The 21192-nt window shown below is 62.8% G+C and carries 13 protein-coding genes, 8 tRNA genes and 4 pseudogenes; 18 read left to right on the top strand and 7 right to left on the bottom strand.

Annotated features, from left to right (window positions below):
- The first annotated feature begins 90 nt into the window (after nt 1–90).
- Nucleotides 91–869, top strand: a pseudogene (locus ACF2JD_RS10775) (TSUP family transporter).
- A gap of 7 nt (nt 870–876) precedes the next feature.
- Here ACF2JD_RS10775 and ACF2JD_RS10770 read toward each other — a convergent pair.
- The gene (locus tag ACF2JD_RS10770) at nt 877–1812 is read right to left on the bottom strand and encodes a LysR substrate-binding domain-containing protein (protein ID WP_440987391.1); all 936 of its coding nucleotides are present in this window, start codon (nt 1810–1812) and stop codon (nt 877–879) included.
- Between the two features lie 52 nt (nt 1813–1864).
- Nucleotides 1865–2782: an EamA family transporter gene (locus ACF2JD_RS10765; protein ID WP_440987390.1), complete on the bottom strand. Its 918-nt coding sequence runs from the start codon at nt 2780–2782 to the stop codon at nt 1865–1867.
- Nucleotides 2783–2939: 157 nt separating this feature from the next.
- Here ACF2JD_RS10765 and ACF2JD_RS10760 point away from each other — a divergent pair, with 157 nt between their 5' ends.
- The 4 genes and pseudogenes from ACF2JD_RS10760 to ACF2JD_RS10745 all read left to right on the top strand — a co-directional run bounded on the left by ACF2JD_RS10760 (nt 2940) and on the right by ACF2JD_RS10745 (nt 6649).
- Nucleotides 2940–3827 (top strand): helix-turn-helix domain-containing protein, encoded by an 888-nt coding sequence (locus ACF2JD_RS10760; protein ID WP_139434330.1) that lies wholly within the window; start codon nt 2940–2942, stop codon nt 3825–3827.
- A 62-nt stretch (nt 3828–3889) separates the two neighbouring features.
- On the top strand, nt 3890–4012 hold the full coding sequence (locus ACF2JD_RS10755; RefSeq protein WP_262110571.1) for a hypothetical protein: 123 nt from the start codon (nt 3890–3892) through the stop codon (nt 4010–4012).
- 76 nt (nt 4013–4088) lie between these two features.
- A complete protein-coding gene (locus tag ACF2JD_RS10750; protein ID WP_440987389.1) occupies nt 4089–5723 on the top strand; it encodes an ATP-dependent endonuclease in 1635 nt (544 codons plus the stop codon).
- A gap of 209 nt (nt 5724–5932) precedes the next feature.
- Nucleotides 5933–6649 (top strand): annotated as a pseudogene (locus ACF2JD_RS10745) (hypothetical protein).
- Nucleotides 6650–6718: 69 nt separating this feature from the next.
- On the opposite strand, the pseudogene glgX reads toward ACF2JD_RS10745, so the two are convergent.
- Nucleotides 6719–8770 (bottom strand): annotated as a pseudogene (gene glgX / locus ACF2JD_RS10740) (glycogen debranching protein GlgX).
- A 196-nt stretch (nt 8771–8966) separates the two neighbouring features.
- On the opposite strand from glgX, the gene ACF2JD_RS10735 reads away from it, so the two are divergent.
- From ACF2JD_RS10735 to yjjG, 10 genes and pseudogenes are all read left to right on the top strand, one after another.
- Nucleotides 8967–9043 (top strand) — tRNA-Met (locus ACF2JD_RS10735).
- A gap of 94 nt (nt 9044–9137) precedes the next feature.
- Nucleotides 9138–9214, top strand: a tRNA-Met gene (locus tag ACF2JD_RS10730).
- A gap of 92 nt (nt 9215–9306) precedes the next feature.
- A tRNA-Met gene (locus ACF2JD_RS10725) sits at nt 9307–9378 on the top strand.
- A gap of 96 nt (nt 9379–9474) precedes the next feature.
- Nucleotides 9475–9550 (top strand) — tRNA-Met (locus ACF2JD_RS10720).
- Between the two features lie 93 nt (nt 9551–9643).
- Nucleotides 9644–9720: transfer RNA gene (locus ACF2JD_RS10715), tRNA-Met, on the top strand.
- A 98-nt stretch (nt 9721–9818) separates the two neighbouring features.
- Nucleotides 9819–9895: transfer RNA gene (locus tag ACF2JD_RS10710), tRNA-Met, on the top strand.
- Between the two features lie 94 nt (nt 9896–9989).
- Nucleotides 9990–10066 (top strand) — tRNA-Met (locus ACF2JD_RS10705).
- Nucleotides 10067–10171: 105 nt separating this feature from the next.
- A tRNA-Met gene (locus tag ACF2JD_RS10700) sits at nt 10172–10248 on the top strand.
- Nucleotides 10249–10400: 152 nt separating this feature from the next.
- Nucleotides 10401–11905: pseudogene (locus tag ACF2JD_RS10695) on the top strand (M17 family metallopeptidase).
- A gap of 29 nt (nt 11906–11934) precedes the next feature.
- Nucleotides 11935–12615, top strand: coding sequence for a pyrimidine 5'-nucleotidase (yjjG, locus tag ACF2JD_RS10690; RefSeq protein WP_440987388.1), 681 nt, complete (start codon nt 11935–11937; stop codon nt 12613–12615).
- A gap of 72 nt (nt 12616–12687) precedes the next feature.
- On the opposite strand, the gene ACF2JD_RS10685 is transcribed toward yjjG, so the two are convergent.
- The 4 genes from ACF2JD_RS10685 to elyC all read right to left on the bottom strand — a co-directional run bounded on the left by ACF2JD_RS10685 (nt 12688) and on the right by elyC (nt 18072).
- Nucleotides 12688–13944 (bottom strand): amidohydrolase, encoded by a 1257-nt coding sequence (locus tag ACF2JD_RS10685; RefSeq protein WP_171276218.1) that lies wholly within the window; start codon nt 13942–13944, stop codon nt 12688–12690.
- 1352 nt (nt 13945–15296) lie between these two features.
- Entirely contained in the window at nt 15297–16268 is a 972-nt protein-coding gene (pfkA, locus tag ACF2JD_RS10680) for a 6-phosphofructokinase (protein ID WP_005326082.1), read from the bottom strand.
- 142 nt (nt 16269–16410) lie between these two features.
- Entirely contained in the window at nt 16411–17166 is a 756-nt protein-coding gene (gene tpiA / locus ACF2JD_RS10675; protein WP_106886694.1) for a triose-phosphate isomerase, read from the bottom strand.
- Nucleotides 17167–17301: 135 nt separating this feature from the next.
- On the bottom strand, nt 17302–18072 hold the full coding sequence (elyC, locus tag ACF2JD_RS10670; RefSeq protein ID WP_440987387.1) for an envelope biogenesis factor ElyC: 771 nt from the start codon (nt 18070–18072) through the stop codon (nt 17302–17304).
- A gap of 129 nt (nt 18073–18201) precedes the next feature.
- On the opposite strand from elyC, the gene cmoM reads away from it, so the two are divergent.
- The 3 genes from cmoM to mukE all read left to right on the top strand — a co-directional run bounded on the left by cmoM (nt 18202) and on the right by mukE (nt 21155).
- Nucleotides 18202–18978, top strand: coding sequence for a tRNA uridine 5-oxyacetic acid(34) methyltransferase CmoM (gene cmoM, locus ACF2JD_RS10665; protein ID WP_234690628.1), 777 nt, complete (start codon nt 18202–18204; stop codon nt 18976–18978).
- Between the two features lie 139 nt (nt 18979–19117).
- On the top strand, nt 19118–20437 hold the full coding sequence (gene mukF, locus ACF2JD_RS10660; RefSeq protein ID WP_163138011.1) for a chromosome partition protein MukF: 1320 nt from the start codon (nt 19118–19120) through the stop codon (nt 20435–20437).
- Entirely contained in the window at nt 20418–21155 is a 738-nt protein-coding gene (gene mukE / locus ACF2JD_RS10655; RefSeq protein ID WP_440987386.1) for a chromosome partition protein MukE, read from the top strand. Before mukF ends, mukE begins: the two co-directional genes overlap by 20 nt.
- Nucleotides 21156–21192: the final 37 nt, after the last annotated feature.

Raw genomic sequence — 21192 nt, 5'->3', positions numbered from 1 at the left:
AGCCCGCCCCCGTTAGGATAGCGACCTGCATTGTGCTCAAACAGGACACCCGGGATTGCCGCGGGTGGCCGCACCACACGAGGTTTATGGATGGAACTGGAACTGCTCACCCTGGTTGCCCTGTTCGGGGTCGCCCTTATCGCCGGCTTTATCGACGCCATCGCCGGGGGCGGCGGCCTGCTGACGGTGCCGGCCCTGCTTGCCACCGGCATGCCGCCCGCCCTGGTGCTCGGCACCAACAAGCTGCAGAGCAGTTTCGGCTCCTTCTCCGCCACCTGGTTCTATGCCCGCAAGGGGCTGCTGGAGTGGGCCATCATCTGGCCGGCGGTCATCTGCACCTTCATCGGTGCGGCCATCGGCACCCTGGCGGTGCAGACCATAGACGCCGCCATCCTGGAGCGCCTCCTGCCCTTCCTGCTGATGGCGTTCGCCTGCTACTTCTATTTCTCCCCCGGGTGAGCGATGCGGAGAGCCAACGCCGTCTCACCCCCATGCTGTTCGCTTTGCTGGTGGGGGGCGGGGTCGGTTTCTATGACGGCTTCTTCGGCCCCGGCACCGGCTCCTTCTTCGCCATCGGTTTCGTGGCCCTGGCAGGCTTTGGCATGGCCAGAGCCACTGCCCACACCAAGCTGCTCAACTTCACCTCCAACATCGCCTCCCTGCTGTTCTTTGCCCTCGGCGGCAAGGTGGTGTGGAGCGTGGGCTTCTGCATGGCACTGGGCCAGTTCATCGGGGCCCGTTTCGGTTCCAAACTGGTGTTGAAGAAGGGGGTGAAGCTCATCAAGCCGCTGCTGGTGACCGTCTCCCTGGTGATGTCCGCCAAGCTGGTGTGGAGTCAGTACCCCGAGCTGTTCAGCTGGCTCGTCTGAGTCATTTCTAGCCTTGGCTCACCCGGGCGAAGTGGGCCCGGATCCCCTCGACCAGGCGCTGGATCCGCGCCCGCTTGAGGCTGCTCGGGCGATAGACCAGGTGCAGCGGGCGCGCCAGCCCAGGCAGGGCGCGCGCCCGTTTCCCCTGATCCCCCACCAGGGCCAGCAGACCGGCCGGCAGCAGCACCGGGCCTATGCCCGCCTTGGCCAGCTCGATCAGCGCCAGGTAGGAGTCGAGCTCCATGGCCGGCACCAGCCCGAGCGCGGCCAGGGGATCCCGCAGATAGCGGTTGGAGGGGTTCTCCAGATCCATGGTCAGGATCTTGCGCACCTTCTCCTGCACCAGGGTTTCCTCACCCAGATCTCTTTGTGTCAACGGCTTGCCATTCGCCCTGTCTGGCGAGGTACCCCTGTGATCCGGCTGCGCCGCCGTCTCCTGATCGTCCCCCACCAGATAGAAGGGCTCCTCCAGCAGCAGCTCGGCACAGAGGCCGTGGCCGGGGGGCAGCCGGCCGGCGCAGATGCCGAGCAGGGCATCGCCACCGCGCACCCGCGTCAGTATCACCGGGGTGTGGTGAGTGGAGAGGGCAAGGTGAGGATCTTGCTCAAGGTAGTCGTGCATGAAGCGTGCGAGGTAGCCCGCCAGCAGGGTCTCGGAACAGGCGACGGGCAGGGGGGTCTGGTCGGTTAGGGTCTGGCTGTCCGCCAGCACCCCCTTCATCTCCGCCAGGCTCGGGGCCACCCGGGCGAGCAGCTCCCGGGCCTGGGGGGTGAGGCGAGTCTGGCGGCCATCCGGCTCGATGAGCCGCTTGCCAAGGCGCTGCTCCAGCTGGGTGATGCGCTTGCTCACCGCCGACTGGCTGATATAGAGGCGGCTCGCGACCTTGGCCATGGTGCCCTCGCTCGCCAGCAGGCAGAGTGTCTCCAGCCCTTCCAGTAACATGCTTCCTCCGTTCAACCTCTGTTGGGAGGGGTTACCTTAGGGGCTGGTGGCATCAGGGGCAAGTCCCGTCTGTCACCCGTGACAGCGGCCAGCGCCACGTCTTGACGGGCGGGGCGAAGATCACCAGGTTGCCGATAAGGCTCACCACCACACCCAGGATGGAGACCGTCTGCCAGACGAAACCCTCATAGAGGGTGGAGAGGCTCAGCGCCACCAGGGGAAACAGCACAGTGGCATAGGCCGCCTTGCTGGCGCCGATGCGCCCCACCAGGGTGAGGTAGGCGGTGAAGGCGATGACGGAGCCGAAGATGGCCAGATAGACCATGGCCGCGAGGTAGCGGGGCTCGGTCGGCAGGGTCAGGGATTGACCCAGCACCATGACCCAGCCCAGCAGCAGCACTACCCCGTACACCATGCCCCAGGGCACCATCTGCAACACCTGATAGCCCTGGCGCTGGCCGCGAGCCGAGACAAGGTTCCCGAGGGAGAAGCAGAGGGTTCCCGCACAGGCAAACAGCAGCCCCTTCCAGCCGTTTGCACCCAGTTGCGCATCCGCCAGCACGGGCCAGAACAGCAGCAGTGTGCCCATGAGTCCCAGCAGCGACCCCTGCAACCAGCGCATGCCGGGGCGCTTGCCCTCGAACAGCCAGAGGTTGAGGCCGTTGAAGATGCTGGCGCTGGCGAAGATCACCGCCGACAGGCCGCTCGGGATGTAGAGGGTGGCGTGGTAGAAGCAGAGAAAGTTGGTGGAGAAGAGCAGGGCGCCGAGCAGGGCCGCATAACGCTGACCCGCCCAGGGCAGGCGCGGGAACTTGCCGCTTAACGTGAGCATGGCAAAGAGTGCCAGCGCCGCCAGGGCGAAGCGGTAGAGCACAGAGACCTCGATGGGAATGGGGCCGAGCTGCCAGGCGATGGCGATCCAGGTACTGCCCCAGATGAGGACGGTGGAAACATACAGCAGGAGGTTCATAAGCGGATCCGGGCAAAAGGGGAGTGACATGGGGATCAGCATGGGCCTGATGGCGTGAGCTGGCTTGCACCATCTTGCGGTTTTTTGTGGCCGCCTGCAGCGCTTGGCGAGCCGCCGCGATAAGATGTCGGCACGGGAACAAGGATGAGGCAGACAGGTGCAGCAGAGACGACAGGCGGGGGTGTTCGATGCCCTGGTCAGCACGGGGGCACGGCTGGAGGACTCCTGCTGGCTGGAGCCCGGGCTCGGGGTGGCCAGCTGGCGCAACCGCTACGATCAGACCCGCTACCACAAGCCGGGTCACCACACCATCAGCGTCTATCTGCAGGGGGGCGAGCAGACCGAGCGCCTCGACGGTCCCGGCGGCCACGGCGGCACCGGCAAGGTGTGCATCATGCCGGATCACCACAGATCCGAATGGCTGGTGCGCGAGGAGTTTCGCTTCTTCCACCTCTACTTCACCCCCGAGCACCTCTGCCGCATCGCCGAACAGGTGTGCGACAAGGAGGGGCGCCATCTGGTGTTGCAGGACAAGACCTTCATCGAGGATCCCCAGGCCGCAGCCCTGGTGCAGGCACAGCTGATGAAGCTGGACTGGCAGCACGGGGTCGATCGCATGGCGCTCTCCCACGGCGCCTGGATGCTGATGCTCCATGCCTATCGTCACCATACCCGGGAGGCGCCTGGGCTCCCCGAGGTGCGGGGCGGCCTGGCCCCGGCGGTGATCCGGCGGGTGCAGGAGTATCTGCTGGCCCACCTGGCCGAGCCCGTCACCCTGAGCGAACTCGCCCGGGAGGCGGGCCTGAGCGAATATCACTTCGCCCGCATGTTCGGCCAGAGCCTGGGTTGCCCGCCCCATCGCTACCTGCAGGGGCTCAGGCTCCAGCGGGCCAAACAGTTGCTGGCGGGAAGCGATCCCCTGGCCAGCATTGCCGCCCAGTGCGGCTTCTCCTCCCAGGCCCATTTTGGCAATCGTTTTCGGGAGGCCTTCGGCCTGAGCCCGGGGCAGTGGCGCGCCCAATTGTCATTCTCCTGTCACAGATAACGCTGAGACTCTGGGCGAAAGAGGTGTACCCTCTACCACTTACCCATAAAAAGGAATGCCCATTGAATCATCGCAAACGTCAGACCCGCACCCGCCACCTCTGGTTCAGCCACTGGAATGCCCCTCAGGATCGCGCCTGCCTGCCCACCCCTCCCGAACCCGTAGTGCCTCACAGTTCCCGCTGAAAACCCCAAGACCCGATAGGATTTTCCCGGCAACTTTGCCACTATTGCGCCATCAGGATGGACTGGATATGGCCGCATGTTTCTGGAACGCATTGAAGTCAAAGGTTTTCGCGGGATAAATCGGCTCTCGCTCGGGCTGGATCACACCACTGTTCTCATCGGTGAGAACGCCTGGGGCAAGTCCAGCCTGCTGCGTGCCCTCTGGTGCCTGCTGGGGGATGCCGAACCCTATCAATTCAGTCGCGATGATTTCCATCAGCCCGAAGACCCTGAGCTGAGCCCATCGCGCACCCTGCAACTGGTGCTCACCTTCAGCGAGTACCGCCCCCAGATGTGCCAGCACTCCCGCCGATTGGCGCGCCTTGGCGCGGCCTGGATCCCCCACAGGGACAAGTTCCACCGTATCCACTATCGCGCCAGCGCCGAGCTGCTGGACGATGGCAGCGTGCAGAGCACCCATGACTTTCTCGACGGCATCGGCAAGAGCCTGGCCATCGACAACAACGCGGAGCTGGTGCGCCTGCTCATCACCATGAACCCTGTGTTCCGGCTGCGGGATGCCCGTACCGCCCGCGACGGCATAGAGCAGCTGCCCTGGGACGATCTCTCCGAGCAGCGGCTCGGGGAGCTCGCCGGCAAGCTGACCGACGAGCCCCAGCGCATCGGTGAGCCCGAGCTCAAGGAGGCGCTGCAGGCGGTGCAGCAGTTGATGGAGCACTACTTCAGCGCCCTGGCCCCCATCAAGCACAAGCCCCGCAGCCAGCGGGAGATCGTCAATCGACCCATGACCCTGCGCAACCCCGGCAACTTGCAGGTGCTGCTGCGCAGTGCGGACAACCGGGCCCTGCAACTGGCCATGGCAGGCATGGCCGCCATGCTGCTCCATGCCCGCGGCAACCGGGAGTTGGAGGAGGGGGCCAGGCCCATACTGATGCTGGAAGATCCAGAGAGCCGCCTGCATCCCACCATGCTGGCGCTGGCCTGGGGCCTGCTCGAGCAGTTGCCCGGCCAGAAGTTGCTCACCACCAACTCGGGGGATCTGCTCTCTTCCCTGCCACTCAACCAGGTGCGCCGCCTGGTGCGCCGCCAGCATGACATCCTCTGCCATCAGCTGGGGGGGGAGCGCTACAGCAGCGACGACTTGCGCAAAATAGCCTTCCACGTGCGGATCAACAGACCCATGTCGATGTTTGCCCGCTGCTGGTTGTTGGTGGAGGGGGAGACAGAGATCTGGCTGCTCTCCGAGCTCGCCCAGATCTGCGGCTACAGCCTGAGGGCGGAAGGGGTGCGCATCATAGAGTTCGCCCAGTGTGGCCAGGCCCCCCTCATCAAGGTGGCCCGCGACTTTGGCATTGAGTGGCACCTGCTCACCGACGGCGACGAGGCGGGCGCCAAGTACGCAAGCTCCGCCCGCTCCCTGCTCAAGGGGGAGCGGGAGCGGGACAGGATCACCCAGTTGCCCTCGGCGGACATAGAGCACTACCTCTACCACAACGGATTCGAGGCGGTGTTTCGGCGCGAGGCCGGGGTCGGGGGGCGCTCCACCCTCAACGCCGGGCGCATCATCTCCAAGGCCATCCATCACCGCAGCAAGCCCGGCCTGGCCCTGGCCGTGGTGGAGGAGGCGGAGCGCCTGGGCAGCGAACACATTCCGCCGGTGCTGCGCCAGATGTTCGCCCGGGTGGTGGCGCTGGCCCGCGGCCAGGGCTGACCGCTGCCGGCCCGGGCCGCAGCGGATGACGAGGGCCTTGGCATCTTGGCAGGCAAGGCGGCCGGCGCCCGTTGCCGGCGTCTGATCGCTAGTGGTCAATGGCGGCCGCGCTCCCGGCAGGGATTGGGGATGGCGGCGGCTTTGGGTATACTCGGCCCCTTCATCCGGCGCCCATCGGCGCGTTCTGAATCCTTGCTGCTGGAGGCGTCATGTTCGTCCAACTCCCTTTTTGGCTCTTTCCCCTGACCGGCCTGATGGCGCTGGGGGCCCTCATCGCCCTGGCTCTGGTGCTCTGGCGCGGTGATCTCTGCCCGGGCCAGCGCTCGCGGATCACCACCCAGCTCTTCTCGGTCTGGGTGATCACCGGCCTCTCCCTGATGCTGGCGGTGGAGGCCAAGGCGGCCGACTGGCTGATCTGGAGTGGTGCTGCCGCCCTGATCTGGGGGTGGTGCTGTCGCTGGCCCAGTCCGGCTGGAGGGCAAGCGCGCCATTCCCGCCACGCTGTTCTGGCTGCCGGCCATGCCGCTGCTGGTCTATGGCATCGGCTTGCTGCAGATCCAGGGCTGGCTCGGCGGCCTGCTGCAGATGGTGCTGCTGGGGGCGGCCTTTGCCCATCTGATGCTGCTGCGGGCCCGTCACCGCCTGCAGGCGTTCAATACCCTGCTGCCGCTGGCCGGGCTGGTGGCCGCCATCCTGAGTCTGCTCTGGCTGGCGGTGCTGGTGGGCTGGCAAGGGAAGACGCCAGCCTCGATGCCCTGATCCCCGGCGTGCTGACCCAGGCTGCCCTGCTGATCGCGGCCTTGCTGCTCTGGTTCAGCCCGCTCTATCGCCAGCAGGAGACGGCCCCGGTGGTGGTCTCCACCGCCCTGTGCGGTCTCATCATCGCCCAGCTTGCGGCGACCAGCGTGCTGCACCAGCTGGCCTGACAGACTGGCGTCATGACAAAGCCCACCCCGGTTGCCGGGGTGGGCTTTTTGCTGGCCGCAAGCCGTCCCTTAGTAGAAGTCGTCGGCGCCGCAGATGAAGAGGCAACTGCTGCGCGGCTGGGCCAGGTACTCCCGGGTCAGCCCCTCCAGCGGCATGCCGAAGGTGCTGATGTCCTCGGGCGAGGGCAGGGCGGTATCGAGGATCCGGCGCCAGTAGCCGCCGACTCCCTTGGGGGGGCTTGGCAGGTTGAAGGTGAGGGGCTCCCAGTAGGCGTTGAACAGCACGTAGAGGGCCAGCCGGGTTTCGCTCGACAGGGCCGACATGGCGATGGCGTGGGAGTGGGGGCTGAAGTCCGGCTGGGCGGCGTTGACCCCGTGCCAGCAGATCTCGCTGTGGCGCAGGATCTCGGTCAGCGACAGCGGCATGCTCTCCTGCTCCGGGCGCTGGAACAGGTGCTTGCGATACTGGATCAGCTCCTTCATGAAGCGGAACATCTCCTGGCCCATGGCGTCGGGCTGCCACTGCATCCAGCAGGTGTCGTTGTCCTGGCAGTAGCCGTTGTTGTTGCCGTGCTGGGTGCGCAGCAGCTCGTCCCCCATCAGCAGCATGGGGGAGCCCACCGAGAGCAGGGTGGCCACCATCATGTTCTTGGCCTGCCGCAGGCGCAGGGCGTTGATCTGGGGATCCTCGCTCGGCCCCTCCTGGCCGTGGTTCCAGCTGAAGTTGTGATCGCAGCCATCCGGTTCTGCTCGCCGTTGGCGTCGTTGTGCTTGCCGTTGTAGCTGGCCCAGTCCCACAGGGTGAAGCCGTCGTGGCAGGTGACGAAGTTGATGCTCTTCTCCGGATCGGCGTGATGGTAGTGGTAGATGTCCGGGCTGCCGCACAGCCGCTCCACGAAGGGCATCACCGCATTGTCATCCCCGCGCAGAAAGCGGCGCACATCATCCCTGAACTGGCCGTTCCACTCACGCCAGCGGGCGCCGGCCAGGCCCCACCTGATAGAGCCCCCCTGCATCCCAGGCTTCGGCAATCAGCTTGATGTCGGCGATGCGGGATCGGTATCGATGGTGCGCAGGGTCGGCGCATTGGCCTGGGGCTGGCCCGATTCATCCCGTGACAGAATGGCCGCCAGATCGAAACGAAAGCCGTCCACGTGCATCTCCTGGCGCCAGAAGTGGAGGCTGTCCATGATCATGCGCAGCACCACCGGGTGGGCGCCGTTGAAGGTGTTGCCGCAGCCCGAATAGTTGGTGTCCTTCTGGTTGGCGTCGAGGATGTAGTAGGCCTCGTTGTCGATGCCGCGAAACGAGAAGGTGGGGCCATCATCCCCCTTCGGCGGTGTGGTTGTAGACCACGTCCAGGATCACCTCGATATTGGCCCGGTGCAGCGCCTTGACCATGTCGCGAAACTCGGTCAGGGGATCATCGCCGCAGGCGTACTGGGCGTGGGGGGCAAAAAACGACATGGGGCTGTAACCCCAGTAGTTGGAGAGTCCCCCTGGGGGAGTCCTGAGGATCGAACTGGAACACCGGCAGCAGCTCGACGGCGGTGACGCCGAGGGATTGCAGATAGGGGATCTTCTCGATGAGGCCGAGGTAGGTGCCGCGCAGCGCGGGGTCGACCCCTGAGCTCGGGTGACTTGGTAAAGCCCCCCAGATGCAGCTCGTAGATCACCGAGCGGGAGAGGGAGTGGGCGGGCAGCTTGTCCCTTCCCAGTCGTAGTGGCGGGTGTCGACCACCCGGTTCTTGGCACACTCCGCCAGGTTGCTGCCGGGGCGGGCCGCCGCCCAGCGATCGTAGTTGGCACCCAGCTCGATGCTGCGGCCATACGGGTCCAGCAGCACCTTGTCCGCATCGAAGCGGGTGCCGTAGTGGGCGCCAGGGGCCCTGGATGCGATAGGCATAACGTTGACCGAGCTCGATGCCCTCTATATGGATGTGCCAGTAGTAGGCGGTGCGGTTGAGGCGGGGGAGAGGGGATCACCTCCGGGTGGCGTCGTCGGCGCTGGCGAACAGCAGCAGTTCGACCCGGCTGGCGAGGCGAGCCCAGATGGCGAAGTTGACGCCGTGTGTCGGGTGTGGCCCCCAATTGACGGCAATGACCGGCGGAGATGCGCATGATAAACCTACCCAAAACGAGGAGTTACAAACCATCTGAGTGTAGTGCGCGGAGCTGGCCCCAAACCTGCTTGTCTGAAAAATCAGCGCTGATGTTGCAAATTCCTGCGATTTGTGCCGATTAATCTACGAATAAACTTTTTTTGAGATATTTACTTGCAATCTGAGCGCTGGCGCCTATTATTGGCGACCTCAGACGCGGGGTGGAGCAGCCCGGTAGCTCGTCGGGCTCATAACCCGAAGGTCGTCAGTTCAAATCTGGCCCCCGCAACCATCTGAGTTCTTGTATCAGGATTGCCTTGCAATGGTTTGATGGAACAAGAGAATTCGAACAGGCTACTGCTCGGCCACTTCGGAAAAAATACGGACGCGGGGTGGAGCAGCTCGGTAGCTCGTCGGGCTCATAACCCGAAGGTCGTCAGTTCAAATCTGGCCCCCGCAACCAACTATTTGTCCTCATGGCTAGGTCTTGCACCGCGGTGGAGACGAAGACGCAAGGGCATCTGCTCTGTCTCTTGTGGTGGCAAACAATTCGGACGCGGGGTGGAGCAGCTCGGTAGCTCGTCGGGCTCATAACCCGAAGGTCGTCAAATCCGGCCCCCGCAACCAACTATTTGTGTCCATGGCAAGCGCATTGCGCTGCGGTGGAGACGAAGACAGCAAGGGGCAACTGCTCTGTCTCTTGTGGTGGCAGTACAATTCGGACGCGGGGTGGAGCAGCTCGGTAGCTCGTCGGGCTCATAACCCGAAGGTCGTCGGTTCAAATCCGCCCCCGCAACCAACTTTTGTATCATGGCAAGCGTCTTGCGTGCGGTGGAGACGAAGACAGCAAGGGGCACTGCTCTGCTCTTGTGGTGGCAACGGACAATTCGGACGCGGGGTGGAGCAGCTCGGTAGCTCGTCGGGCTCATAACCCGAAGGTCGTCGGTTCAAATCCGGCCCCCGCAACCAACTATTTGTCAGCCATGGCAAGCGCAGCGCATGCATCGGTGGAGACGAAGACGCAAGGGGCAACTGCTCTGTCTCTTGTGGTGGCAGTACAATTCGGACGCGGGGTGGAGCAGCTCGGTAGCTCGTCGGGCTCATAACCCGAAGGTCGTCGGTTCAAATCCGGCCCCCGCAACCAACTATTTGTGTCCATGGCGAGCGCTAGTGCGCTGCGGTGGAGACGAAGACAGCAAGGGGCTACTGCTCGTAGCTTGCGGGTGGCACAATTCGGACGCGGGGTGGAGCAGCTCGGTAGCTCGTCGGGCTCATAACCCGAAGGTCGTCGGTTCAAATCCGGCCCCCGCAACCAACTATTTGTGTCCATGGCAAGCGATTGCGTAAACAATCGAAGCGGTGGAGACGAAGACAGCAAGGGACAACTGCTCTGTCTCTTGTGGTGGCAGTACAATTCGGACGCGGGGTGGAGCAGCTCGGTAGCTCGTCGGGCTCATAACCCGAAGGTCGTCGGTTCAAATCCGGCCCCCGCAACCAACTTCCTTTCTCTATTACCTCAACCCTCCATTTTTCATCCAGCCGCCTTCGCGGTCTTTCTGCTTTGGTGATCGCCTTCACGCTTGATATTGATTTTCAAGTGCAAATCTGGTCGTGACCCCGCTTTGTTGGGTATCATCAGGTATCTCTTCATGGATGAGGCCTTGCCCTGTGATGCACCTTTCACCTATCTTCCTCCGCATTGAAAGCCGGGATTCCACGCTGGCCGAGGCCCTTGCCAACGGCCTGGCCGTTGCAACCTGCTGATCTGCCGAAGAGCAGCGAAAGCCTGCTGGCGCCTGCCCGAGTTTGCCGCCGTCAGCGCCCAGATTGCGCTGGGGCAGAAAGCGCCCTTTACCCTGGTGCACGGCAATACCCTGCAACTGCTGATCTTCCTGCCGGCACACCCCGCGCGCGATCATGCCCTCTACAAGCAGGTCCGCGGCTGGATTGCGCCGCTGGCCGGGCTCAAGATCGAGCGGCTGGGGCTGCATCTGGAAGGTTTTGACGAGGCCGATACCACGCTGCTGGCCGAATTGGTGCTGGCCACCTTGCTGGCCGCCAACGTGCCGCTGCCCAGTCAGCAAGCATCGTAGCGAAGCAGCCCTGGCGCTACCAGCAGATTGAGGTGTCCCCCGCGTTTGCGTGCTGGATCTGGCGCGCCTCTACAGCCGAGGCGGAAGGCAACGGTCTGGCTCGCCATCTGGCGGTGTCGCCGGCCTCCGATCTGACCGCCCGCAGCTACCGGGAGTGGGTGCGTCAGCTGGCGCAGAGCGAGGGGTGGCAGTGGCATGAGTACGATCAGGCCCAGCTCGCCGAGCGGGGAGCCGGTGCCTTCATCGCGGTGGCGCGGGCTCGGAAGACAACCAGGCCGCCATGGTCAAGCTGAGCTACTGTCCGCCCAATGCGGTGCGGCGGCTGGCGCTGGTGGGCAAGGGGATCTGCCACGACTCCGGGGGCTATAACCTGAAAGTCGGTGGCAGCATGTATGGCATGCACCTGGACATGGGGGGCAGCGCTGTGGCGCTCGGGACCCTGCATGCCATCAGCCGGGCCAAGTTGCCCTATGAGGTACACTGCTGGCTCGCCATCGCCGAGAACCACATAGGTCCCCGTGCCTACCGACCGGGGGAGGTGGTGACCGCCCTCAATGGCACCACCATAGAGGTGGTGGACACGGACGCCGAGGGGCGCATGGTGCTGGCGGATGCCCTGTCGCTCGCGGCCAAAGGGGAGCCCGATCTGCTGATCGACTACGCGACCCTGACCGGCGCCTGCAAGCGGGCGCTCGGCAGCCGCTACAGCGGCGCCTTCACCAATCGCCCCGACTGGCTTCCCGAGCTGATACGCCTGGGGGCAGCAGAGCGGTGAACGCATCTGGCCCTTCCCGCTGGACGAGGATTTCGATGACAATCTCGATAGCGAGTGGGCCGATCTGTTACAGTGCGCGCCTGGTAGCTCGCCGGATCACATCGATGCCGCCCGCTTCCTCAGCCGCTTCGTGCCCGGGCAGACACCCTGGTTGCACCTCGACTTGAGCGGTTTTCGCAACAAGGGGGGCAACGGCGTGGTCGGCAGCGAAGTGACCGGGTTTGGCGTCAGGCTGTCGCTGACGCTGCTCGCCAGCCCGCTCGGGATGGCCGAGCCCGCCACATGAATCGCCAAGTACAACCAATGAGGACAAGCGTGAAACAAGCAAGCTATGACTGGGTGCTGTTCGATCTGGACGAGACCCTGCTCGATTTCCCGGTCGCGAAGGCACTGGAGCGCACCCTGCAGATCTATGGCGTGACGCCGACGCCCCCCAGGATGGCGGCCTATCACGAGCTGAACCACAGGCTGTGGCAGCAATACAACTCAGGCGAGATAGACGCCACCTGGCTGCAGCAGACCCGTTTTTCGATGTTTGCCGAGCAGGTGGATGTGGCACCCATGGCGATGAATGACACCTTCCTGCAGCAGATCATCGCCCTGAGCGTGCCGCTGGAGGGGGTGGAGGAGACCCTGCTGGCCCTGAAGAGCCGGGTCAGGATGGGGATCATCACCAATGGTTTCAGCCTGCCGCAGCGCGGGCGTCTCGACAAGCTGGGCTGGAATGAGTGGTTTGAGCCCCTCGTTATCTCCGACGAGGTGCAGGTGACCAAGCCGGCCGCCGCCATCTTCCAGCACGCCCTGGATCTGATGGGGCAACCGAGCCCGGCGCGAGTGCTGATGGTGGGGGACAACCCCAAGACCGACATCGCCGGTGCCGCCGCCCAGGGGCTGGCGACCTGCTGGTACAACCCCGCCCGCCAGCAGGTGCCCTGCGAGGCGACTCACGAGATCCATCACTTCGCCCACCTCTCTGACATAGTGCTGGGACGCTGAGCCAGGCGCTAAGCGGATCCGCAAAGACAAGAAAGGCAGCCCTCGGGCTGCCTTTTTTCATCGGAGGTGGTCTCAGGTGCCGAGGCGGCTTAGCAGCCAGGCTTCGAGCAGGGCGACGCCGGGGGCCAGCACGGCCTCGTCGAAGTCGAACTCCGGATGGTGATGAGGCGCCGCCAGATTGGCCCCCAAGATCAGGTAGGCGGCCTGGCCGCCATTTTGCTGCACCCGCTCGATGAGAAAACCGGCATCCTCGCTGGCACCGAAACGGCGGCTGTGGATGGTCTCGAGCTTGAGCGCTTCGGCCAGGGGCACTATCTCCTCGAGCAGGGCCGGGCTGTTCTCTATGCCGATGGCTTCCCCCTGCTTGCGAATGAGGTAGCTGGCCCCCTGCATCATGGCGGCCCCTTCCACTATCTGCTGCACCTGGCCGAACATGTAGTCGTTGAGGGCCGGGGTCGCGCCACGGGTCTCTCCCTGCAGGCGAGCGTGACCCGGGATCACGTTGCGACCGCTGCCCCCATTGAGCTGGCCTATGTTGATGCGGGTCATGCCGTCCCGGTGGCGGGCAATGCCGAGCATGGCGGTGGTGGCCATGCAGGCCGCCGCCAGGGCATTGCTGCCGGCGTTGGGCTCGAGCCCCGCATGGGCGGCGCGTCCCATGAATTCCACATCGAACTTGGTGGAGCAGAGAAACTCGGTCGGATTGACCACCAGTTCGCCGCTGTTGGCATGAATGCCGATGTGCAGCGCCAGCAGGGCATCCACGTCATCGAGCTGACCACCGGCCGCCAGCGCCTTGCCGCCGCGACACCCCTCTTCGGCAGGCTGGAAGAACAGCTTGATGCGGCCGTTGAGCCGCTCTGCCAGGGCGCTGATCCGCTCGGCCAGCACCAGCCCGATGGCGGTGTGGCCGTCGTGGGCGCAGGCGTGCATCCAGCCCGGGTTGGCGGAGTGCCACTCCTCCTGGCAGGGCTGGTGCGCCGGATCCCGGCTCTCCTCCACCTCTACCGCATCTATGTCGAAGCGAAACCCCAGGGTGGGGCCGGGGCGGCCGCTGTCCCAGACCCCCATCACACCGGTGATCTCGTCGATGCGGGCCAGCCAGTCGGGGTGTGCCCCCTGACGCAGGGCTCGCTCCTTCTGGGCCGCGACGTCGATCTCCCGTCCCATGATGAGGTTGCTGGCCAGCAGCTTGTCCCCCAGCATGACGGAAAAACCGAGTTCGGACAGGTGGTGGGCTATGAGGGCACTGGTGCGAAATTCACACCAGGCGGCCTCGGGGAGACGGTGAAGGTCACGGCGCCAGTGGCGCAGAGCATCCTGAGTCATGGTGATTCCTGCATGGCAAATCCAGCGGATATTGTGACGGGCAGGGGGGCAAGAGTAAATCCCGCACAGACAGATGCAGCAAGGGGAGCACTGAGGCTCCCCTTGCAAGAACGGCGATCATGACGCCCAGGTCGTTAAATGTTCACAGATAGCCAATAAGTACTGACTGACATCCTGTTCTTGCACAAGGCTTCAAAAAACCACCTTTGCGGGTGTTTTTACGGCCTGGTGACCCTATCAAGACCCAGGGCAAGCGGCTTCCTGACTGAATAACCGCCTTAGAGCTGTGCCAGCGAGGGCAGAGAGACGGCAACCAGAGTGAAAAACACGGTAAAAACGGCGGTAACAACGAACTCTTTCATTATTTTGTCTCCCTTGGCTGACTGATGATGAGACCAAGATACCACAATGACAGGGGATAACAATGAAAAATGTATTTATATGGCTAAATTCACTTGGTGGCGATGTAGTGCCATGTTTTTGTAATTTTGTGGCTGTTTTATCGTCTTGTCATGGGGTGGTCAATTTCATGCATGTCAGGCATGTCATTATTCCTTTTATATACAGATAGTTACTCTTTATCGTTTGTGTTTTTTGATGGGTTTTGTACGAAGCTCTTTTAATGATCTTCAACTTTTGTGACGGAAAATGGCAGGGCTATGCGCCTGAAAGTGTCGCCAATGATGGGTTGGCTGGCTGGTAGTGCCATTTCCCTTGTCCCATCACTTTTATCTGCCCGCCATGGGATAAGCCCAGTCTGGGCGGTGCTTTATCGTCATCACCTCCCGGCAGAACTTCAATTCACAGAGGAAAAAAGGCCAAACAGCAGACATTCGGCAGGAGAAAGACCCGCAGCACAGCCCGCCAAGCCGCTCTTTTTGGGCTGCGTCATGGTTGGGGGCATGAGCTTGCATCCACAGGTGCACAGAGACAGGTTCCAGGCATGGGGTTGCTTGTTGTCAGAGGACGCAAGGGGCAGGGCGAGAGCCGCCCTGAGAAGCACATCGGCCAGGGAGGTGCGGGGTCCAGGCCGAGCAAGCCCTATGGCCCAGGGGCAGGAAGAAGTGCAGGCAAGAGTGCGAGCAAGACGAGGGGAGTGAAGGGAGCAAGCGTCTGCTGAAGAGGGGTGAATGAGATAGGTGAGAAGAGAAAGGAGAGAATAGAGTGCGCGCCTATCTCGCCACCTTATCTGGCAGAAACGCAGCAGGGTGCGGATCGGCAGGCTGGCTCATGGACAGGGCAGGGAGGGCGGTGGCCTGCCAGCAGACTGCGTTGATGACAACCGGCAGGCATGAAAAAACCCTCCAACGGAGGGTTTTTGTCACAACAACCTGCATGAAGCGCCAGGGGGCTTAGAACAGGGTGGTGGAGAGATCGTACAGTTCCTGATCGAAGGGGCGCTTGAGGTTCTCGATGCAGTCGATGATGTCGTGGTGCACCATCTCGTTGCCCTGGATACCGACGCAGCGGCCACCCTGACCGGCCAGCAGCTGCTCGACGGCAAAGGCGCCCATGCGGCTGGACATGATGCGATCGCGGGCGGTCGGCGAGCCGCCGCGCTGGATGTGACCCAGAATGGTGGCGCGGGTTTCACGGCCTGTCATGGCTTCGATGTCCTTGGCCAGGGCGTTGACGTCGGTGACGTGCTCACAGATGGTGATGATGGCGTGCTTCTTGCCTTTGGCTTCGCCTTCCTTGATCTGTTGCAGCAGCTTCTCTTTGTCAAAAGCCACTTCCGGCACTATCACGTACTCGGCGCCACCGGCAACGGCGGCAGACATGGCCAGATCGCCACAGTGGCGGCCCATGATCTCGACCACAGAGATGCGGTGGTGGGAGCTGCAGGTGTCACGCAGACGGTCGATGGCGTCGACCACCACGTTCAAGGCGGTGTCAAAGCCGATGGTGAAGTCGGTACCGGCGATGTCGTTGTCTATGGTACCCGGCAGACCTATGCAGGGGAAACCCTCTTCGGTCAGCTTCTTGGCACCCATGTAGGAGCCGTCACCGCCGATCACCACCAGGGCGTCGATGCCGTGTTTTTTCAGGTTCTCGATCGCTTCGGCGCGCACTTTCGGGTCTTTGAAGGCGGGAAAACGGGCGGAACCCAGGAAGGTGCCGCCGCGGTTGACCACGTCGGAGACGCTGTGGCGCTCGAGCTTGACGATCCTGTCCTGATGCAGACCGAGGTAGCCATCATAGATGCCGTAGACTTCCAGGCCATGATGCAGACCGGCGCGCACCACGGCGCGAATGGCTGCGTTCATACCCGGTGCGTCACCACCACTGGTCAAAACACCAATACGTTTGATTTGTTTGGTCATGAGTGCCTCTGGATCTGAGTTGTCGAATATCAATATCTGAAAATGGGGCCAGCCGTTTTTACTATATCGGCTTTCCTATGGAAGAAGGGGACCCATAGGAAAGCGATATCAAGAGAGGGGCCAGGCCCCTCTCTTGCGTCACTTACTGGGCGGCGCCAGCGATGATCTGGGAGAAGTCGTCCACTTTCAGGGACGCACCACCCACCAGGCCACCGTCGATGTCCGGCTGACCGAACAGATCGGCAGCGGTTGCGCCAGTGACGGAGCCACCGTACAGGATCTGTACTTTGGCAGCCACGGCGGCGTCGAAACCGGCCAGGTACTGACGGATGTGAGCGTGAACGGATTGCGCGATTTCCGGGGTGGCAGTCTTGCCGGTGCCGATGGCCCATACCGGCTCGTAAGCCACGACGGCGTTCTCGAAGGAGGCGATGCCGCAACGGTCGATGACGGCTTTGAGCTGGGTCTCGACCACGTTCTTGGTCACGCCGGCTTCGAACTGCTCCAGGGTCTCACCGATGCACAGTACCGGGATCAGGCCGCCCTTCTGGATGGCTTCGTACTTGGCAGCCACCACGTCATCGGTCTCTGCGTGCAGGGTGCGGCGCTCGCTGTGGCCGACCAGGGAGTAGGTGCAACCGAAGGCTTTGAGCATGGAGGGAGCGTTCTCGCCGGTGAAGGCGCCAGACTCGTGAACGTCGGCGTTCTGGGCACCGTAAGCAATCTTGCTGCCAGCGGTCAGCTGTTCAACCAGACCCAAAAAGATAACCGGCGGGCAGACGGCGACTTGCACGGAAGGATGAGCGGCAGCAGCCGGGGTCAGTCCTTTGATCAGAGCTTCGACAGAAGCTTTGGTGCCGTTCAGTTTCCAGTTACCCATTACCAGGTGCTGTCTCATCTTCTCAATCTCCTAGGCATTTGATTGCGCAACATTATATGAATTGAACCGAGCCCAAGATAGCTGACCCGGCGGCAAATGACGTAATTTTTTTTCGCTTTCCTGATCCAAATCAGGAATGCAAGAACCGATCGCTCAATCGTTAACCTGCCCCCGCAAACGGGCCCACCATACCCCAATCCACTCGTGAATGGCAGCCTCGGAATACATCAGGTAACGCCCCTTGGGCAGGTAGCTGTAGAGGGGCTGCGCCACCTGACTCTGCTTGGCGGTGTAGTCGGTGGGAGCCGGCACCGCATCGAGTCCCTGGCCGCGATAGAGCGCCATGGCCCTGGGCAGGTGGGTGGCCGAGCTCACCAGCGCCACCCGCTTGCCCTTGAGGTGGGCGCTGATGCTGACCGCCTCGTCGTGAGTGTCTTTGTTGTTTTCAAACAACGTCATTCGGGATCTCGCAATCCCCAGGCTCTGCGCCATGCGGGCGTTGACCTCGGCATTGGACAGGGGATCCCCGGACACATAACCGGAAAAGACCAGCTCGGCTTCTGGATAGGCCTGGGCCAGCCGTACTCCTTCCAGGGTGCGGGCCAGGGCTATGTTGTTCTGCCAGGAGCGCTCGGGCACTGCCGGATCGCTCACATGACCGTTGCCGAGCACCACTATGGCCTCGATATCCGGATGCTGGCTCACCTCGAAGGGCGGATAGGTCTGCTCCAGTGAACGGGCCAACTCATAGCTGACGGGTCTCATCCCCATCAGGGCGATGATCACCAAGGAGAGGGTCGCCAGCAGCTTGCCGCTCTTCTGAAAGCGGGTGAACCAGAGCAGCGCGAGCGCCAGCAGCAATAAGGAGAGGGAGAAGGGCAGCGGCATCAGCAGCTGGCCCAACCATTTTTTTAGCTCAAACACTGTGGTGTCGTCCTTGAGTTTTCAGCGGATCCGGGATGTGACAGAATACCCCTCTTTTTTCCTGTGGCCCAATCCTGTGTGGTTCCTCCTGCGAGCCCCCACAGCGGGGCGGCCGAAGATGAGTGTGTCTTGAAGCAAGATCAGAGTTTTGACGGGCGCGCCGACAAGTTCGCCCGCAACATTTATGACTCCACCAAGGGGCGCATTCGCACCACCGTGGTGTGGAGCGACATAGAAGCCTGCCTGGCGCGCCTTGGCAACAGGCCCCTGCGCATCCTGGATGCCGGCGGCGGCTTTGGCTACTTCGCCCAGAAGCTGGCGGCCATGGGCCACCAGGTGGAGCTGTGCGATCTGTCGGCGGAGATGCTGGAACTGGCCCGGGTCCAGATCGCCGAGAAGGGGCTGGAAGACAGAATCCGTCTCATCCATTGCCCCATTCAGGATCTCAAGGCCCATGTGACCGGCACCTTTGATCTGGTGCTCTGCCACGCTGTGCTGGAGTGGCTCGCCGAGCCCCGCCAGACCCTGCTCGGTCTGTTCCCTTTCGTCAATGCAGGGGGCATACTGTCGCTGCTTTTTTACAATCGTCATGGCCTCTTGTTCCAGAGCCTGGTGGTGGGCAATTTCGACTATGTGCGCCAGGGGCTGAACAAGAAACGTCAGACCGCGCTCACGCCCACCAACCCCCAGTTGCCGGAACAGGTCTATGACTGGATAGGCCGGGGGGGCCTCAAGATCATCGGCAAGACAGGGGTGCGGGTCATTCACGACTACATGCGCCACAAGCAGGAGCAGGTCGAGAAATTCGACGATCTGCTGGCCATGGAGCAGCACTACTGTCGTCAGGAACCCTTTGTTTCCCTCGGGCGCTACATCCATGTGATGGCCCAGAAGCCGGTCGGCTGAGGGTGGTCATGGGGGCCTGAATGGTCGGGATGCAAGGGTTTATGCGGCCGGGATACCGCCGCCGGGGTTGCCCATCCCCGGGTCCAAATCACCACGAGGGGTCTGGTACCCCCGTTTATAACAACGAGATGATAACGTCATGATGAGTACATCCCGTACCCTGCCAGAGACGGTGGGATGGGTCAGACAGGAGGGCCTCTCCTTGAATCTGCCCACCGACAGGCTGGCCTTTCTGATTGCGATCAAGACACTGTCCGAGGACGAGTCTGATCTCTCGGAGGCCGCGCTGCACGACGCCTTTGGCTATGTGAGCAGCGCCTTCGGCCAGATGGACGAGACCCTCTCCGGTCGCGCCAACAACGCCATCAACGATCTCATTCGCCAGCAACTGCTGTCGCGCTTCACCACCGACATGGTGGCGGGGGAGAGCCTCTATCGCCTGTCGCGCCTTGGCATGAGCATCGTCGACTTCTTCATGGATCAGCGCCAGGTCGATTCCATCAAGCTCTCCATCCTGCTCGAACACCTGGCATCCGAGCTCGACACCGCCCGCAAGGCGGCGCTTGAGACCAATACCCGGGAGCAGTGGGATGCAGAGGTGCTGCCGCGCCTCTCCTTCTCCCTGGAGGAGACGCTCGGGCGCATCGATCTCACCCAGCGCGCCATGGACGAGCAGCAGAATCAGGTCAAGAACGAGATAGCGGCCCTGCTGACCCAGAACTGGATCGACGCCATCCACAGCTGCGAGAAGCTGCTGCGCGAGACCGGCCAGACCCTGCGCGAGTTGCAGGATACCCTGGACGCCGCCGGCCATCGCCTGCAGGCGGGGCTGCTCAACATTCAGGAGGCGGCCCAGGGGCGCGACGATCTCTTCCACGTCGAGGAGCTGACCCATGCCCTGCAGGGGCGGCTCGACGTCATCACCTCCTGGGGCCAGCAGTGCATCGAGCTCTGGTCCCGCTATGACAGGCACGTCCACAAGTTCATCCGCAACGCCATCGACATGGACAAGAACCGCGCCTTCAGCCAGCGGCTGCGGGAATCCATTCGCAACTTCGAGCAGCACAACTTCTTGCTCCGAGTCGCCGAGGAGCCGCGCCTGTTGGAGCTGCGGGACGAAACCATCGCCATCCACGACGAGGAGGTGACCGGCGAGGTGCCCCTAGAGATGGAGTTCATGGAGATGGTGGACATCAACCAGGCGCTGGCGGAGCGCATCGAGCGCTATCTGGCTCGCTATCCCGAGCAGGGGCAGCAGCTGGACCTGGCCGACGTGCTGCGGGAATACCTGCTCGATTTCCCGGCCCACGCCCACTTCGATGTGGCGCGTCTGCTGATAGACCAGGCCGTGCGCCTCGGCCATGCCAGCGGTGAGCGCGAGCTGCACCGCCAACCCGCATGGAAACCCATTAACCAAGCTGGATCCAAGGTTCAGGCCTATGTCATTGATCAATTCTGAGTTTCCCTTGCCCCTGCGGCTCGCAGAGGCCATCGCCAACCCCTTGTTTCCGCGCATCGACACCGCCCTGCGCTCGGGGCGCCACATCAGTGCCGACGATTTCGAACAGCATTCGGCCCTGGTGGAGTTCCATGGCGAGCTCGAGATCTTCTACGGCCGCTATCAGGTCGAACTCATCAAGGCGCCTGAGGGCTTCTTCTACCTGCGCCCGCGCCCCAGCGCCGACATCGGCACGACCGTGCTCTCCGAGCTCGATATGCTGGTGGGCAAGGTGCTCTGTTACCTCTATTTGAGCCCGGACAGGCTCGCCTCCGAAGGGGTCTTCACCATGGGCGAGTTGCAGGAGGAGGTGCTGAGCCTCGCCGACGAGAAGCAACTGCTGCGCATGGTCAACAGCCGCTCCGGCGGCACCGATCTGGACAAGAAGAAGCTGCTCGAGAAGATCCGCACCTCCATGCGCCGCCTCAAGCGCCTCGGGATGATCACCGCCCTTGGCAACAGCGACAAGTTCAGGGTCAACGAATCCGTGTTTCGTTTTGCCGCCGACGTGCGCTCCGACGAGGATCCCCGCGCCGTGCAGCTGCGGATGATCCAGGAAGGGGAGGCCATCTTCCACGACGACGAGATGCCGAGCAGCGATTCGCTGTTTGACGACATCGAGGGAGATTTGGATGAAGAGCAGCTGGAGCTGGAGGTGGAAGATGATCTGCAATGTTAATGTGCTGGCACAGATGGAGTCGGCCGGTTTGATGGAG

It is taken from the genome of Aeromonas ichthyocola, assembly GCF_046087985.1.
GTDB lineage: Bacteria > Pseudomonadota > Gammaproteobacteria > Enterobacterales > Aeromonadaceae > Aeromonas > Aeromonas rivipollensis.
Note: the sequence above shows the minus strand (reverse complement) of the source record. Positions and strands in the feature narration are given on the sequence as shown.

What these genes read in the sequence shown, in the direction of transcription:
- ACF2JD_RS10770 (WP_440987391.1), bottom strand. Translation starts at nt 1,812, where the DNA reads ATGTTACTGGAAGGGCTGGAGACACTCTGCCTGCTGGCGAGCGAGGGC.
- ACF2JD_RS10765 (WP_440987390.1), bottom strand. Translation starts at nt 2,782, where the DNA reads ATGAACCTCCTGCTGTATGTTTCCACCGTCCTCATCTGGGGCAGTACC.
- ACF2JD_RS10750 (WP_440987389.1), top strand. Translation starts at nt 4,089, where the DNA reads ATGTTTCTGGAACGCATTGAAGTCAAAGGTTTTCGCGGGATAAATCGG.
- ACF2JD_RS10685 (WP_171276218.1), bottom strand. Translation starts at nt 13,944, where the DNA reads ATGACTCAGGATGCTCTGCGCCACTGGCGCCGTGACCTTCACCGTCTC.
- pfkA (WP_005326082.1), bottom strand. Translation starts at nt 16,268, where the DNA reads ATGACCAAACAAATCAAACGTATTGGTGTTTTGACCAGTGGTGGTGAC.
- tpiA (WP_106886694.1), bottom strand. Translation starts at nt 17,166, where the DNA reads ATGAGACAGCACCTGGTAATGGGTAACTGGAAACTGAACGGCACCAAA.
- mukF (WP_163138011.1), top strand. Translation starts at nt 19,118, where the DNA reads ATGATGAGTACATCCCGTACCCTGCCAGAGACGGTGGGATGGGTCAGA.
- mukE (WP_440987386.1), top strand. Translation starts at nt 20,418, where the DNA reads ATGTCATTGATCAATTCTGAGTTTCCCTTGCCCCTGCGGCTCGCAGAG.